Source organism: Xanthocytophaga agilis (genome assembly GCF_030068605.1).
Classification (GTDB): Bacteria; Bacteroidota; Bacteroidia; order Cytophagales; family 172606-1; genus Xanthocytophaga; species Xanthocytophaga agilis.
This window is the reverse complement of sequence record NZ_JASJOU010000001.1, coordinates 1,293,082-1,306,649: the sequence shown is the minus strand read 5'-3', so window position 1 is coordinate 1,306,649 and position 13,568 is coordinate 1,293,082. Positions and strand designations below refer to the sequence as shown.

General features: G+C 39.7%; 14 protein-coding genes. 1 reads left to right on the top strand and 13 read right to left on the bottom strand.

Annotated elements, in window-relative coordinates:
- Positions 1–56: 56 nt before the first annotated feature.
- The 8 genes from lpdA to QNI22_RS05425 all read right to left on the bottom strand — a co-directional run bounded on the left by lpdA (position 57) and on the right by QNI22_RS05425 (position 7,453).
- On the bottom strand, positions 57–1,448 hold the full coding sequence (gene lpdA / locus QNI22_RS05460; RefSeq protein WP_313985064.1) for a dihydrolipoyl dehydrogenase: 1,392 nt from the start codon (positions 1,446–1,448) through the stop codon (positions 57–59).
- Between the two features lie 180 nt (positions 1,449–1,628).
- Positions 1,629–2,174: a DinB family protein gene (locus tag QNI22_RS05455; RefSeq protein WP_314509612.1), complete on the bottom strand. Its 546-nt coding sequence runs from the start codon at positions 2,172–2,174 to the stop codon at positions 1,629–1,631.
- 48 nt (positions 2,175–2,222) lie between these two features.
- Positions 2,223–2,804, bottom strand: a complete 582-nt coding sequence (locus QNI22_RS05450) for an LOG family protein (RefSeq protein WP_314509611.1) — start codon at positions 2,802–2,804, stop codon at positions 2,223–2,225.
- Positions 2,805–2,955: 151 nt separating this feature from the next.
- Entirely contained in the window at positions 2,956–3,765 is an 810-nt protein-coding gene (murI, locus tag QNI22_RS05445; protein ID WP_314509610.1) for a glutamate racemase, read from the bottom strand.
- A gap of 56 nt (positions 3,766–3,821) precedes the next feature.
- Positions 3,822–4,481, bottom strand: coding sequence for a hypothetical protein (locus tag QNI22_RS05440; RefSeq protein ID WP_314509609.1), 660 nt, complete (start codon positions 4,479–4,481; stop codon positions 3,822–3,824).
- Positions 4,482–4,602: 121 nt separating this feature from the next.
- Positions 4,603–5,211, bottom strand: a complete 609-nt coding sequence (locus tag QNI22_RS05435; RefSeq protein ID WP_314509608.1) for a nucleotidyltransferase family protein — start codon at positions 5,209–5,211, stop codon at positions 4,603–4,605.
- 99 nt (positions 5,212–5,310) lie between these two features.
- Entirely contained in the window at positions 5,311–6,435 is a 1,125-nt protein-coding gene (locus QNI22_RS05430) for an XdhC family protein (RefSeq protein WP_314509607.1), read from the bottom strand.
- A gap of 166 nt (positions 6,436–6,601) precedes the next feature.
- Positions 6,602–7,453 (bottom strand): SdiA-regulated domain-containing protein, encoded by an 852-nt coding sequence (locus tag QNI22_RS05425; protein WP_314509606.1) that lies wholly within the window; start codon positions 7,451–7,453, stop codon positions 6,602–6,604.
- Positions 7,454–7,624: 171 nt separating this feature from the next.
- Between QNI22_RS05425 and QNI22_RS05420 the strand changes: the two genes are divergently transcribed.
- Complete coding sequence (locus tag QNI22_RS05420) at positions 7,625–8,806, top strand: AI-2E family transporter (RefSeq protein ID WP_314509605.1); 1,182 nt, start codon at positions 7,625–7,627, stop codon at positions 8,804–8,806.
- 90 nt (positions 8,807–8,896) lie between these two features.
- Here QNI22_RS05420 and QNI22_RS05415 read toward each other — a convergent pair whose 3' ends face one another.
- From QNI22_RS05415 to QNI22_RS05395, 5 genes are all read right to left on the bottom strand, one after another.
- Positions 8,897–9,910 carry an SMP-30/gluconolactonase/LRE family protein gene (locus QNI22_RS05415; protein ID WP_314509604.1) on the bottom strand — a complete coding sequence of 338 codons (1,014 nt, stop codon included), beginning with the start codon at positions 9,908–9,910 and terminating at the stop codon, positions 8,897–8,899.
- 43 nt (positions 9,911–9,953) lie between these two features.
- Entirely contained in the window at positions 9,954–10,493 is a 540-nt protein-coding gene (locus QNI22_RS05410; RefSeq protein ID WP_314509603.1) for a hypothetical protein, read from the bottom strand.
- A 5-nt stretch (positions 10,494–10,498) separates the two neighbouring features.
- Positions 10,499–10,978 carry a hypothetical protein gene (locus QNI22_RS05405; protein ID WP_314509602.1) on the bottom strand — a complete coding sequence of 160 codons (480 nt, stop codon included), beginning with the start codon at positions 10,976–10,978 and terminating at the stop codon, positions 10,499–10,501.
- A gap of 84 nt (positions 10,979–11,062) precedes the next feature.
- The gene (locus QNI22_RS05400; RefSeq protein ID WP_314000643.1) at positions 11,063–12,286 is read right to left on the bottom strand and encodes a dipeptidase; all 1,224 of its coding nucleotides are present in this window, start codon (positions 12,284–12,286) and stop codon (positions 11,063–11,065) included.
- Between the two features lie 176 nt (positions 12,287–12,462).
- Positions 12,463–13,560 (bottom strand): Gfo/Idh/MocA family protein, encoded by a 1,098-nt coding sequence (locus QNI22_RS05395; protein ID WP_314509601.1) that lies wholly within the window; start codon positions 13,558–13,560, stop codon positions 12,463–12,465.
- Between the last annotated feature and the right edge of the window lie 8 nt (positions 13,561–13,568).

Genomic DNA, 13,568 nt, shown 5'->3' with positions numbered 1-13,568 from the left:
CAAGAAAAGAGGTAGTCTTATGTAAGGCTACCTCTTTGTCTAGTTGATTCAAAAGATTAGATGTGAATCACCTCACCATAAGCTGCTGCTGCTGCTTCCATGATCGCTTCTGACATGGTTGGGTGAGGGTGAACAGATTTAATGATTTCGTGTCCGGTAGTTTCCAGGTTACGGGCTACTACTACTTCCGCAATCATTTCTGTTACATTATGTCCGATCAGGTGAGCACCTAACCATTCGCCATATTTGGCATCAAAGATCACCTTTACAAAACCTTCGCTGGCGCCAGCGGCTTTTGCTTTACCAGAAGCAGTAAATGGAAACTTACCTACTTTCACTTCATAACCAGCTTCTTTTGCTTTCTGCTCAGTATATCCTACAGAAGCGATTTCTGGTGAGCAATAAGTACAGCCCGGAATGTTATTGTAGTTCAATGGATGTGGATGTTGTCCGGCAATTTTCTCAACGCAGATGATACCTTCGGCAGACGCAACGTGTGCAAGAGCCTGTGATGCAAGAACGTCACCAATAGCGTAGTATCCTTCTACATTGGTGCGATAGTATTCATCTGTAACGATTTTGCCTTTGTCTGTTTTGATCCCTACTTCTTCCAGACCAATGTTTTCGATATTGGCTGTAACTCCAACAGCTGACAATACAATATCGCAATCGATAGTTACATTACCAGTCTGGGTTTTCACAGATACTTTACATCCTTGTCCTTTGGTATCTACTGACTCTACAGATGCATTGGTCATAATTTCGATACCCAGTTTTTTGTATTCGCGTTCCAGTTGTTTGGAAACCTCTTCATCCTCAACAGGTACAATGCGTGGCATGAACTCAACAATGGTTACTTTGGTACCAATAGAGTTATAGAAATAGGCAAACTCAACACCAATAGCACCAGAACCAATTACAACCATTGAGGCAGGTTGTTTGTCAAGTACCATGGCTTTACGATAACCTATGATCTTATCATTGTCAATTTTAATATTAGGAAGTTCTCTGGCGCGTCCTCCTGTAGCTATAATGATGTGTTTGGCTTCATGAGTAGCTTTCTTTCCATCTGCATCAGTTACTTCTACTTTCTTACCAGGAAGAACTTTACCTGTACCTACAATCGTATCTATTTTATTTTTACGGAACAGAAATTGCACACCCTTGTTCATACCTGAAGCTACTTCTCTACTACGCTTTACCATCCCTGTAAAGTCAGCTTTAGCATCTTTTACTTCAATTCCGTAATCTTTGGCGTGGTGAATGTATTCAAATACTTGTGCACTTTTCAATAATGCTTTGGTTGGGATGCAGCCCCAGTTCAGACAGATGCCACCTAACTCTGCTTTCTCTACTACACCTACCTTCATACCGAGTTGAGATGCGCGAATTGCTGCAACATATCCTCCCGGACCGCTACCAATGACAATAAGATCGTATTGTGCCATTTTGTTAATGTTAAATGATTGATTAGTTGAATGGTTGATTGCTGACCAGAGTTGCTTTTTTTGAAAGATAGTTCCTGTCAGGTGGGCAACCGAAGTCCTTTAAAATTGACGGGCCAAAAATAGTATCTTTTTTGAAATAAAAGCCCGCTTTGATTGGGAACAAATGTAATTGCAAAAAAATTACATTTTCGCATTGTTTTCCAGACAGGTCTGTTTAGCCTGCATAGAGGCTAGATGATGACGGTTGTGAAAGATGGTAAAAAACAACATTTCACGGGCCGTAACAGGTCCAAGCAGTGGATGTTTCCAGACTGTAAACAGATCCAGTGTATCTTCAGTCCATGTACTCAGACTTTGTTGTAAGGCACTGGCTGCTTTGCTAAAATCATCCAGAAACTGCATCTGCTGCCTGTTGTGTGTTTCTTCATTGGGGATAAGACGTGTTGGAATAACTGTACCGCCAGTTGCATATTTCTCTCTGTATTCTGTTATTATCTCATTGTAATTCCGGAGATTGTGTTTGGTTTCACGAAGTGTCGCTACTGACTGGCAGAAGGCTTGTGCACTACCCATATCTGAACTGATCAGATGAAAAAGTTCTTCCGCTATGCTCCATTTGACAGTAGGTTTCGCATGCAGGATTGCAGGAGAAACGGTCTGAATAAACTGTTCTATTTTGGCCAAACTTTCTGACAGAGCTATCTTAATTTCAGAAAAAGTATACATACAGGTGGTCAGTATGGTTCTGTTGTCTGGAAAATACATTCAGAAATACTATATCTGGCTTTCACTAAGCCAGGGTGGAAGGGATGGTGCCTGATAGGTACGCATTTTTTCAATAAGTACAGGCAGATCTGAATCTACCAATACCATACGTCGGTTGATCGGTTTCAGTAGTTCTTCTTCTGCCATGCGATCAAAAAGTGTGATCAATGCATCATAATATCCATTGATATTCCAGATGGCTATTGGTTTTCTGTGCAAACCCAGCTGTGCCCAGGTAAGAATTTCACAAAGTTCATCCATTGTCCCAAATCCTCCTGGCATGGCAATAAACCCTTCGGCGAGATCAGCCATGCGGCTTTTGCGGTCATGCATAGTATTGACACGTATCAGTTCTGTCAAATTTGTATGGGCTATTTCTTTAGTTGCCAGAAAATCAGGAAGCACACCTGTGGCTTTGCCTCCGTTTGCCAAGACTGCATTAGCTACTTCTCCCATAAGACCTCGTTGTGAGCCCCCATAAATAAGCCGGATATTTTCTGCTGCGAGAAGTTTTCCGAGTTGCTGAGCAGCTTGAGCATACTGAGGGTCTTTTCCTATGCCAGAGGCGCAAAAAACACAAATGCTTTGCATGTTAAATTAGAATCTTAGGTAGATAAATAGTTTGTTGATTACATACAAAAATAAACCATTCACAAGGAATCACAACTAATCGAAAGATTATAGGTTGTATTATATTCCTGTTGAAGGATGCAAAGATACCCGAGTGTGATACCCTACTATATTACTCCCATAACTTGTATTGTTCCAGGTGTACTTTCTTATTGAAAAAGATTCGGGTAGATGCTTCAAAAGACTGGGTGTAATCTGAAACAAAAAAATGCTGAGTAGCTTTGGCTGTACTGGCAGATAGTAAGTTTTCTGTACGCAGAGATTCTTTTACAGCTTCTGCTACAATTTCTGACGTATCAATGATTTGTATACTATTCTTGTAAAACTGCTCTATTTCTTTTTTTATAAGAGGATAATGGGTACAACCTAGTATCAGAGCCTGAATATCATTCAGGTGTGAATCCTGCAGATATTTTTCAATGACACTGTAACTAATGGTGTTATTGAAAAAACCTTCTTCTATCATGGGAGCCAGTAAAGGAGTAGCCAGGGACTTGAGAGTTACCTTCTTTTTCAATGCCTTGATCTTCTTCTCATATACTTTTGAAAAAACAGTTTGTTTAGTCCCAATCAGACCAATAGTCTGACCTGCAAACTGCTGGCCTGCATATTGCACAACCGGATCAATTACATTTAGTACTTTAGCTTTACTGCCTACATATTCTTTGACTAATTCGTATGCTGCAGCTGATGCAGAATTACAGGCAATCAATATCATTTTACAGTTCTGCTTTAGCAATACATCGCAAATTTTTACAGAATATGCTTGGATAGCCGCTGCAGATTTATCTCCATATGGAAGGTGGGCAGTATCACCAAAATAGACGATGGATTCATGCGGCAGGGCTTTTGTTACAGCCTGTGCTACCGTAAGTCCACCAATGCCTGAATCAAAAATGCCAATAGGGTTTTCGTTTGTCAATGTATGAGGTATTTTAATCGCTATTACTACGAGTGTGTTCTAATTTGTCCTAAACTCTATTTTAACTGAATTTTTTTTTCTACTTCGTTAGCCTCCTCATCAAATGTTTTGGCTGTAATGGTACCATCCGGATTTTTGGTGAACAATGGTTTCTGATCTTCCAGTTGCCATTCACGTATCTCAAAGTTCGCTATCTCTTTCCACTCACTATCTTTGTATGTATAGATATAGAATCGGTTCACGTTGGAGTAGTCTGCATAGTCAATAATGTAGGAAATTTCATCTGTGCCATCTCCATTCAAATCACCTTCATTGATCAGTTGCGTAATACCAAATAATTGGTCGTGATCAGAAATAGATAGATCTTTGATTGCAGAATTGGTAGATGATAAATATACTTTGGGATGTCTGCTGATGACAAGGCCAACAAGGCTATCAAATTCGATTTCAGGATATTTTTTGCTTAGCTCCTGTCCTGTAGTACGACTTACATAATGCTCCTGCAGCTTTTCTTTTTGGCCGTCTCCATCAAAATCTCCGTCCAGCTCAGCACGATATCCCAGACTTTTGTCAGTTTCTGAGTCTGTCGGTGTTGAGGATACTGTGTCTATTGTTGTGACTATGGTATCCTGTGTAGTTGAGTTATCTTCGGTTGTTTGAGGGGATGAGGTACAGGCTGTGCCCAGTATCCATAGCCAGAGTATATATTTTTTCATAAACGATGAAATCCTGAATATTTTCTGGCTGCAAGTTAAAGGATTACATCATATCAGAATGTATCCTGTAAACTTTTCCAGATAAAATTATCTGAGAAAGAGAACAGGAGATGAGGAAAAATTAATAAATTCCAGGACTTTGCTGAGGTGCAACCAGCCATTTTTCGTAGTCTTCGATGGTGTCAATGTCTATGCCTCCTTTGGGAAAGGATACAAACTGAAGTAATTCCTGATAATCCGGAATAATGGAGCGGGCACCTTTATCTCCCTTTAGAGCAAGTAGTTTATAAAAAGTACCATGAGCAAACAATGCAGGGACTCCTAAAACATCCTGATACGATGAAGCCACAATAGGAGCGGCCGTTTGTTCATAAATTTGAATTAATTGATTGAGTAGGTCAGGAGTAACAAAAGGCTGATCACACAACATAAGGACTATCGCTTCCAGATTGGGTTTCTTTTGCAGCATATAGTTAACTCCCATACGTATGGACGATGCCATTCCTTCATCCCAATTGTGATTAATAATTGTTTCAATGGGTAGAGAGGCTATTTCTGAGGAAATCTCATTGGCATGGGCTCCCAATACAACTACACGTTCTGTAACATCAAGGGCAAGGATCGTTTGAATGCTACGCTCAATTAGTGATTGTCCCTGAAACTGAAGAAGTTGTTTGGGCTGTCCTAATCGGGTAGAAGCACCTGCGGCTAAAAGTAAGATTCCTATCATGATTATAATGGCTGAGAGCGGTTGGGCTACATAAGGTAGATGGTAGCTTTATTTTCAGGAAGATATAAAAATAAATACAGATCAAAACATTTTTTGTAATTAACCATTTAGAATTCTTTCATGGATAGGCCCTTGTTTAAAACGAAGAGGAGTACCTGACTTATTATGGAAGTGTGCCTGTATTTCTGATACAATTGCTAAAGCTATCTCATCGGGTGTTTCTGCACCTATTTCAAGCCCTATCGGACTATGAACTTCAGTGAGTCGGTTGTCATCAAATGTTTTATCTGTTTCTTCCCACTCTCCAAGCATTTTTTCATATCGTTTACGTGGTCCTAACACACCTATGTAACCTACATTCGATATAAGTAACTGTTCCAGAATAGCTTTATCGTACTTGTATCCATGTGACATCAATACCGCTGCTGTCCGTTCTGTAAAAGACAATTCGGACAGAATGTTATTTCTGTCAACAAGTAAAACTGCATCAGCACCCGGAAAACGTTTGGGGGCTACATGGGCAATACAGTCTTCTGTAACAGTGACATGCCACCCCAGTACTTTTGCCATTTCCACCAGTGGAGGAACATCATAACCACCCCCAAAGATGATTAGCTGAATTTCAGGTTGTATGGATTCGATAAATACCTCTATCGTGTCAGATGCGTAAGTAAGTAACTGTGATTTTCCGGATTGCCAGGTTTGATTCATAGCCTGACGAAGTTGTTCCTCTTCCGGAAAGTTAATAAAGCCTGGGTCAGAATCAGAATCTGTCAGAATAAGGTGTCGAATACCTGTATAGGATTCTTGAGCTTTAACTACCTTGATTTCAATAAATGCAGTCCGGTTAGTGGCACATTGTTTCCAAAAATAGAGAGAGTGTTTTTGGAAATAATCCGGATCAATAGGTTCAATAAAAACATCAATGATACCATTGCAGCCTAATCCGACACCAAGGCTATTTGCATCGTCATTCATTGTATCATAGGTAACCATCATCGGTTTACCATCGAGCATAACCTGACGGGCTTTGCGAAGTGCATCTCCTTCCAGACAGCCTCCACTAATTGCTCCAACCCATCGTCCGTCGTCTGTAATTAACATTTTTGCACCTGGCCGACGATAAGAAGACCCTTCTACCCGAACTACAGTGGCCAGAGCTACTTTGCGTTGTGAAAAATCGATTTGCTGATAAAGCTCTATAATTTTGCGGATTTCTTTCATGTATAGGCTGTAAAAACAGTATAACTACAAAATCAATGCCTTCTGGTGGCTTTCGGAAAAGTTAGAACTTTTTATTGAATTCTTATCGATAAAAGGGGATATGTGCTATGTATAAAGGATGACTGGTGTTAAAAAATTGACAGGTGACAGTTTTTATCCTATAAGGCTATTTCTTTTTCCGTTCCACCCGATACATAGATCCCTGTTCGTTGCTAATGATAAAATCGGTATCATTAATGTAGGTGAGTGCTTCAGCCTGGCTCCTGGCTAGTTTAATACATTCATACGGCTCCTGAAAGAAGTTATTCGGATTTTTAATGTTAAAAACAAATACCTTTCCATAGGTTAATAATGCCATCTGAGTACCAGAAGGATTCATATCAGCTGCAGTTACCATACTCTTTATTTTGACAGTGCTTCGTATCCTGGCAATATGATTTCCGGGTGTAGCAGGTAGTACATACATTTTCTCAATTCTATTCCCTCGGTTTTTGGAGAACAGATACAGGCTGTCTGCATGCCAGAAAAACGCTTCACAGTCAAAGTTCCGATCTTCTGGAGCAGGAGGGAAAGCTGTCTGATCTTCATACGAGAAGCGAATACTGTCTATTTTTTCCGGATGTCGTGGGTTTACTTTAAAAATGGCCAGGTTTTTCCGTCGATTGTTATTATTGCCAAAATCTCCGATGTAAATGCTGCCTTGTTTATCAATTGTTATGTCTTCCCAGTCATGATTATGAATACCTTTCAGTCGGATTTTTTGCAGAAGTTTCCCTTTATCGGTGACCTGAAAAATATCGGCTGGAGATCCTCCGTCATTATGTGTCCAGAGTACTGTAGGAATACTATCGGTGGCAAGTCCGGAACTTTCGCTGATTATTTCAGGAAGCTGGCCTATTTTTGTAACTTTATAATTACGGGTGCCAGTTTCAAAACCACTTTCGCGCTTTTCATAGTGACAGTTGCAAAGTAAAACTTTAAGAGATAATAAGAGCGAAATAACTTTATATTTCAGCATTTTTTCGGATTTAAAACTCACTTGCAGAAATGATTAAATTTTTCAATAAAAGAGACAATGAGAATCAGGTATTTTTTATTTTACACCTATTTCAAACAGTTTCTGCTGTATTTATCAAAGCGAATTAACAACTTTGCATTTAACTTTTTATTGTCTGTCTGAACAATTTTTATGGAGAACCCTCGCGCAGTGCAGCTTCCAATCTATGCTAAGATTACTTTTATACTCATTAGCATTGCCTTATTGTGGATTTTTTTGGTCCAAATGTCAGGAATGCTGATTCCAATTTGCTTCTCACTTTTATTTGCTTTACTGCTTCATCCGTTGTGTGTCCGGCTGGAAACCTGGAGGGTGCCACGTGTACTGGCAATTACACTGTGTTTGATTTTACTGGTGATTGTGGTAGTTGGAATACTCATGGGCATAGTAGTTCAGCTTACAGATTTTGCGGATATCTTACCTGATCTGCAAAAGAAGTTTCTCAAACTTTTTAATGATGCGCAAATCTGGGTACGTACAGAATTTGGTGTTCGAAAAAAAGAGCAGGCCGACTGGCTCGAGAAAAATGCACAGATGCTCACCGATTCCAGCGGACAAATTGTAGGAAACCTTTTATCTGTTGTGTCCAATGCCTTTACTAATCTAGGACTGGTGCCTGTATATATTTTCTTTCTATTATACTATAGAAACTTTCTCAGAAAGTTTCTGGATCGTCTTTTTTCGTCTGCTTCAGAAACGCATATTCTGTATATACTCATCAAGGTGCGCGATGTGGTGCGTAACTATCTGGTAGGGTTAGTGTTTGTGATGTCTATCATTGCTACCTTGAATACCCTGGGATTATTAATTCTAGGTATACAACACGCCTTGTTTTTCGGTATTCTGGCAGCTCTTCTTAATGTGATTCCTTATATAGGTATTGTGATAGGTTCGATATTACCTATTTTAATGGCTATTCTGACCAAAGACTCTCTCTGGTACGCAGTAGGTGTATCTGCTGTGTTTACTGTTGTACAGTTTCTGGAAGGTAATTTTATTACTCCCCGTATTGTGGGTTCGAAAGTAAGTGTCAATTCCCTGGCAACAGTAATTGCTCTGATTATGGGTGGATTATTATGGGGCGCTCCCGGAATGATCCTGGCTATTCCGTTTACTGCTATGTTTAAGGTTATTTTTGACAATATTCCAGGTATGGAAGCATGGGGATTCTTGTTGGGAGAAGTGCCTGAAGAACACCTGAAAGTACAAACTGTAATTGTAGAAGCTGTAGAGGCAGTAAAAGAAGAAGTAGAAGAAATCGTAGAAGATGTAAAAGAGGTAGTTGCCCCTGACCCGAAGAAAGACACTAAGTAGGATTGATAAGCTCAGGAGTTAAAGATATTTGAAATAAAGTCCCTATACTAACTTTTGTGATTGTGTAGGAACTTTATTTTTTAGTATGGTTTAAAATCCTACTCCTTTTGTTTTTGTTTTAATCCGACACAAATACATATCGGCTGTGATGTAGAGTGTAGAGCCATCATCACCAAAGGCACAGTTAGCGGTGGCTTCACCTGTATCAATGCGTCCCAGCAATGTACCTTCAGGGCTCAGTACCATTACTCCTCCTGGGCCTGTAGCAAATAGATTCCCATTTCTGTCTACTTTTAAGCCATCCGGAAGACCTTTCATGGTACTAACATTGGCTGTGGCATCAAAGAATAGTTTGCCTTTACCCAGATTGCCGTCTTTAAGGACAGGATAGGCCATAATAATAGCTTTCTGTGGATCAGACTGGGCTACATACAATATCTTTTCATCAGGTGAAAAAGCAAGGCCGTTAGGTCGGGTCAGATCAGAAATCAATAAACTTACCTTCCCATCTGGTGAGATTCTGTATACACCACAGATAGATGTCTCACGCGATGGGTCATTTTCCTGCTGAGGCAATCCATAGGGAGGATCTGTAAAGTAATAGCTGCCATCCGACTTCTGAACTACGTCATTGGGACTATTAAATCGTTTACCCTGATAGTTATCTGCCAGAGTCCGTTTACCCCCACCAGAAAGAGGCATGAGAGAAACCCGTCGGTCTCCATGTTCACAAGCAATAAGTTCTCCTTTTTGATTGAGGATTAATCCATTGCTGCCAGGTTCATTGCTATATCGGCCTATTCCTGTATAGCCAGAGGGTTTCAGAAAAGAAGTAATGCCTTCCTCTTCTTTCCATTTAAAGAGTGTATTGGGTGGAATATCATTAAATAATAGGTAACTTCCTTCTTTTACCCAGACAGGTCCTTCTGTCCAGACAAATCCGGAAGCCAGTACTTCTATTTTTGCTTCTTTGCCAAGCAGATTGTCAAGTTTGGGGTCTATGCGTACTACTTTGCCAATGGTTGGATAATTTGTTTGGGAGAGAGCTGAACCGGCAAGTAGTACACCTGAGAGAATAGATAAGAATTTTTTGAATGGGTACATGGCGGCAGTTGTATAAAATCAAAAACAAAGTGTTGTAAAGGTATTATTGTGGATTCTGTTTTTCAGGTAGTTTTTCCGCCTCAAACAATTTTTTGATATCAGACAGCCCAATAGAACTTGACGTTTTGAATATTAAGACTAGAACTATATTAATAAATCCTATCCCTATAGCTGCTTTCCAGCCTTCTCCACCATTTTTGATGGCAGATATGGTAGCAGCCATAAAAAGAAAAGTCAAACCAAAGAAGAATAGATAAAATATAATTTTGGCAAGTGGTTGAAATTCAATAGTAAGAATAATCTTTGTCTGGTTTTGATATTCCTGTATTTTTCCTGAAAATACCAAAAGCGGCTGATTTCTTCCCCTACTTATTGCTTGCATATAGAAACCATTGGTATAAAACTCACCTTCATAGTCTTCTTGTATTGTATATGCTATATGGGTAAACATGGATGGCGTTGGAGCAGTAGTCTTGTCATAAAATCGCTTCTCCATTTCTTCAGGAGATAACTTTGTATAAATGATATGCCTCTCATAAGGAATAAGGAAATAATCTATACGTGATTTAGTGTTCCAGAACATGTTATTTAATCTGCAAAGTGCATGATCTTTACTTCCGGATAGGCTTGGGAAAAAACAGAAATACCTTCATTAAACAAGTGCTCATTCTGATGAAATTCATCCAGATAGTATTCAATCATGGAGCCAAATGTATCTATAATGCTGATTTTCATGTAGTATGAGATTCCCTCATAGCTATCTTTTTTTCCTTTTCTGTAAAGCTGAATGGTCTTTACCGCATATGTATTTTGGTGCAGAACTTCTTTGATACGTTTGATATTGGCAGATATTTGTTTGGTCTTAAAGAGCAGAAAACCTATAAAGACCACATCCAGTACTATAGCAATAAAGAGATGGGGGGTAGATAATGCATTATCCAGGCCTTTAGCAAGGATGATTCCAGTTGCAAGTAAGGAGGCAATGACTGCCAGGCTAAGTAAGATCATTACCTTACGTCTGGTTTGGAGATGATATTTTTCAAAAAAGGCAAAGAGTTCCTGTTTCATGTAATAATTGTAGTTGGTTTGTATACTTTACATACCTCCTGATGCGATTGACAACATCAGGAGGTGAGAGATACTATCAGATAATCAGGATTTTTCAGCACCAGCCTGTACTTTTTTCCATACACGCCATACATTCTGATACATAATTTTAGCAATATCTTTTTCTGTGTAGCCTCGTTTGAGCAACACATAAATCAGGTTAGGATACTGGGATACATCTTTCAGCCCTGTCGGAAGTGAATCACCGACACCATCATAGTCAGAACCAATACCTACATAATCCACACCGGCTACCTTGATGACGTGTTCGATATGGTCGGCTACCTTCTCAACATCCGCATACAGCGTTGGGTTCTGTTTGCGGAATTCTTCTATTACTGGTTTGGCTGCTTCATCACTGAATTTTAGATTCTTTTCAGTCAGAATAGCCTGTAGCTTTTTGCGTTTCTCGTCTACGTCCAATCTGGCTTTTTCATCCAGAAACGAAGTGCCGAAGTTGATTTGAATCACACCTCCCTTTTTTGCCAGGGCTTTGATCATGTCATCTGACATGTTTCGTTTGAAACCAGGTGTATAGAATCGACAGGAAGAGTGTGAAGCGATACAGGGGACTTTAGATAATTCAATAGCCTGATAAAAAGAATCATCCGAAACGTGTGAAATATCTACCATGATACCCACACGGTTCATTTCCTTTACCACATCCTTACCATAAGGACTTAGTCCTTTCCATGTATAGGTACTATCATACGATGAATCACAGATATGATTATCTTTACCGTGAGTAAGGGTAATGTAACGGATTCCTTTGTCATAATAATATTTCACATCTTTCAATTCCAGAATAGGAGCACCATTTTCCATACCCATTGGAAGAGAAATGAGACCTTTCTTAAAGTTTTCGTCAACCTGTTGTGGAGTACGGCCTTCCGCAAATTTATCCGGATGGGCTTTGATGATAGCCTGTATCATATCAATTAATGAATCGGCCAGCACTTTTTCATTACCTGTCTTCTGGTAGCTGGAAGGGATGTAGATAGACATAAAAGGGGCAGACAAACCTCCTTTTTTTGCACGTACATAGTCGAAATCCCCTTCTTTAGTTTCTATGGGGATTCCCATGTATTCACGTTCCAGTTTGAACTGCTTTACTTTCAGGCGGTAGGGGAGATCTACGTGTCCATCTGTCAAAATGTATTTGTGAGCTATCTGATCTGCTTTTTGCCGAAGTTCCTCGTCTGTTGGCTGTTTCTTTTGTGCGATGGCAGCACAGGATAAAAATAAAAGACCAAGTAAAAGGTTTTTCATCAGGATAAGGTTGTTTGGTTAGGTAAAAGGTATGGCTTGTCTCCAAAAATAGTAATTTTTGTGAAAAAACGAACTGAAATTTACTTTTCTGCGAAACAAATCATGTCCCAATCCTTATTTGCCCTATGTTTTTGAAAGTGGTTTGTTCAGATACCAATAAAAGAGTTCTTAGCTCTTTATGCATCCCAATGGTACTTTATTCCTGCCATGCGGCGAATTTCGTCAAGTGTCTCAATGAGGAGAATGGAATCTGCAAAAGTCATAATTGGACTTTCTGTAAGCCCTTTCTGAAGGCAGTCTACTACATGTTGTGCTTCATACTGATACCCGAATCCATCTATTTTCTGATTAAATAGCTCTTTCTGAGAGCTCGGAGTATCCAGATAAAACTGTAAGGTTGCTGTTGTGGCATAAAATCTGGAAGTAAGTCGGATGCGGCCTTTACTACCATGAATGACAGCCTCCGTACCTGTGAAAGAGGCCAGGGTAGAGAAAAGTTGAGAGATCGTATGATTGTCATGCACGAAGGTGATGGCACATTGTTCGTCTACACCAGTAGGAGCAGGTGTCATAATTGCCTGGATAGACTGAGGTTTGCCTAACAGAGAGAGTGCCAGAAATACAGGATAAATACCAATATCCAGTAGTGAACCACCACCCAGATTGGGATCAAACAGGCGTCCTTCCGGATTGTAAGGAGGCAGAAATCCAAAATCGGCAATAACAGAACGTATTTCACCGATTTGCCCCTCTGCAATGATCTGATTTAGTTTTTGAAAGTGGGGGAGAAATTTGGTCCATAAAGCTTCCATCAGAAAAACTTTCTTGTCCTGAGCCAGAGCAATCATTTCTTTTACCTGATGGTTATTAATCGCAAAGGGTTTTTCACAAAGTACAGCCTTACTATGATTGAGGCAGAGTAGGGTGTGTTCATAGTGATATACATGAGGTGTAGCAATGTATATCACATCCACTTCCGGATTCTGAACCAGGGCTTCATAGGAATTGTGTTTGTATTTGGCTGGAAACTCTCTTGCAAAAGCATCTGCTGTTGACTGGCTACGTGAGGCGACAGCAATAAGTTGTGCATTGTTCACAAATTGCAGATCAGAGGCAAACTTGCGGGCGATTTTGCCACATCCGAGAATACCCCAGCGAATGGTGTTAGGTTGCATACCTGTAGTATAGGAAGGTTTGGAACGATAGATTGGAAAATAAAATCTGAACTTAAAAATAGCTGCTTTAAGTTTTTCTTTTATAGAATGAGTGTTCATTAGTTAAA

Bases quoted from the DNA above. Each gene is read 5' to 3' on its own strand.
- QNI22_RS05395 (WP_314509601.1), bottom strand. From the start codon at position 13,560: ATGAACACTCATTCTATAAAAGAAAAACTTAAAGCAGCTATTTTTAAG.
- lpdA (WP_313985064.1), bottom strand. From the start codon at position 1,448: ATGGCACAATACGATCTTATTGTCATTGGTAGCGGTCCGGGAGGATAT.
- QNI22_RS05420 (WP_314509605.1), top strand. From the start codon at position 7,625: ATGGAGAACCCTCGCGCAGTGCAGCTTCCAATCTATGCTAAGATTACT.
- QNI22_RS05455 (WP_314509612.1), bottom strand. From the start codon at position 2,174: ATGTATACTTTTTCTGAAATTAAGATAGCTCTGTCAGAAAGTTTGGCC.
- QNI22_RS05400 (WP_314000643.1), bottom strand. From the start codon at position 12,286: ATGAAAAACCTTTTACTTGGTCTTTTATTTTTATCCTGTGCTGCCATC.
- QNI22_RS05430 (WP_314509607.1), bottom strand. From the start codon at position 6,435: ATGAAAGAAATCCGCAAAATTATAGAGCTTTATCAGCAAATCGATTTT.
- QNI22_RS05440 (WP_314509609.1), bottom strand. From the start codon at position 4,481: ATGAAAAAATATATACTCTGGCTATGGATACTGGGCACAGCCTGTACC.
- QNI22_RS05405 (WP_314509602.1), bottom strand. From the start codon at position 10,978: ATGAAACAGGAACTCTTTGCCTTTTTTGAAAAATATCATCTCCAAACC.
- QNI22_RS05425 (WP_314509606.1), bottom strand. From the start codon at position 7,453: ATGCTGAAATATAAAGTTATTTCGCTCTTATTATCTCTTAAAGTTTTA.
- QNI22_RS05415 (WP_314509604.1), bottom strand. From the start codon at position 9,910: ATGTACCCATTCAAAAAATTCTTATCTATTCTCTCAGGTGTACTACTT.
- QNI22_RS05435 (WP_314509608.1), bottom strand. From the start codon at position 5,211: ATGATAGGAATCTTACTTTTAGCCGCAGGTGCTTCTACCCGATTAGGA.
- QNI22_RS05410 (WP_314509603.1), bottom strand. From the start codon at position 10,493: ATGTTCTGGAACACTAAATCACGTATAGATTATTTCCTTATTCCTTAT.
- QNI22_RS05450 (WP_314509611.1), bottom strand. From the start codon at position 2,804: ATGCAAAGCATTTGTGTTTTTTGCGCCTCTGGCATAGGAAAAGACCCT.